This is a genomic window from Peribacillus sp., from assembly GCF_059453735.1.
Map to the genome: position 1 here is coordinate 1 of NZ_JAZVJO010000181.1, position 1,621 is coordinate 1,621.

Below are 1,621 nucleotides of genomic sequence, written 5' to 3' on the forward strand. Positions count from 1 at the left end.
TCACCCCTGCCATACATCATTGGCTTATCAATAAACAGCGGAAGCATGTCTTTGTTATGCCTGATCCTGTAGTTGGGATAATCAGTCCACAGTGCCTCGTAATCATCCATAACTGATTCGTCAAAGTAATCCGGAACACCTGACGTGTGATTCAAAAGCTGCCTTACTGTAACGCATGGATCGATGCTTTTCAGATCAAAATCCAGGATCTTGCCGATAGTATCTTCGAGATCCAGTTCTCCAGCTTCGATCAGCTGAAGGATTCCCACGGCAACAAAAGTCTTGCCCATGGATGCAGTTGCAAATCTTGTTCCAAATGTATTTGGGATCTCATTTGCCAGGTCTGCAAAACCACCGCTGTAATTCAACAACACTTCGTTGTTTTTAACTATATATGCATTCCCTCTGAAGTCTTTATCCATAGATCCTCCGGTTCACTCTAAATAAATGGCTCAAATCGTACTCTTTCATCCTCGAAAAAAGTGCGAAAAAACGTCCTTGCAACTCGCAAAGCACAAAATCGTACTTTTTTAGCTCTCAAAATAGTATGATTGCACACATATCCCAGCCATGACCTGCTTAGTTGCCTTATCTGTTTATATTATCATCTATCGTCATTTCAAATATCTGCCAAATAGCACATTCAGCCGTTCTTCATTAATTGGGTTATCGCCACGCCAGTATTCAAGTGGGGGCATAACGTCCGATCGCTCACTTCCCTTAAAGGGAGTTTTAATCTCGCAACGTTCCTTAAATGAAGTAAAACCATCATAAAGTGGCTTAAGATAATCGTTGGGCATTACACCTAATTCGGCAAGTGTCATAAGCTGGCCTCTGAAACGATACTTCTCGTAACCTGGTATGATCTTGCTCTTCTTGACCCGTTCTTCCAATTTGCCCGGTGTCTCGCCTTTTTGAGCAGCCCTTATAAGCGAGATGAGCTCTCTGAAGATCCGGATGTCCTCTTCTGTAGGAACGCAAGGCGGGAGTTTAGCAAACTCCTGCAATTCAACAAGGTATTTGCCCCAGCCTTCTGTCCAGGAATATCCCCAGTATTTTCGAAAAATCTCATATCCTTTCTGCACCCACTCCTGTTTATGCACACAGCAAAAATAGCAATGATCATAACCGGGAACCTCAACGAAATCGTGTTCCGGCACTGCTCTGGCGAATAAGAAACTGAGAATTGCCTGTCTTCCACGGGGGAAACTGGAAAAACCGCATATATACGCTGCTATCAAATTGTCAATCGTCAGATTCGGATGTTCCAAAAGCTTCTTATATGCATGAATACATTCATCGTGAGTATAACCTGTGACTTCATTTACCGGATAACCTGATGAGAGAAGGTACTCATTTTCTTTATCATTTAATATCGAAAGGGAATAGTTTGTTGTTTTTGTGTCACAATCGAATTTGTCACCGGTATTTACCGGTTGATTGTATCCGTTTTCGTCTTTCACATAACGCTTCTTGCAATAGACCTTTTTTAGGATTTTAAATAATTTATCGTCCATGTTTGATTTATCTTTCTAGTCGTACTTGCTGATGTTTTTCTTCACTAAGGGATCTCTTCTTCAGGTAAGGTGATTATACCATTCGGACTTAAGCAGTCTGTATT

General features: G+C 41.5%; 2 protein-coding genes. Both read right to left on the reverse strand.

The features are described 5' to 3' along the window. The coding region (locus AC52RT_RS05990) for a serine hydrolase domain-containing protein (protein ID WP_495539901.1) at nucleotides 1–422 on the reverse strand (422 nt) is incomplete at its 3' end. A 192-nt stretch (nucleotides 423–614) separates the two neighbouring features. Then, nucleotides 615–1,517, reverse strand: a complete 903-nt coding sequence (locus AC52RT_RS05995) for a hypothetical protein (RefSeq protein WP_495539902.1) — start codon at nucleotides 1,515–1,517, stop codon at nucleotides 615–617. Nucleotides 1,518–1,621: the final 104 nt, after the last annotated feature.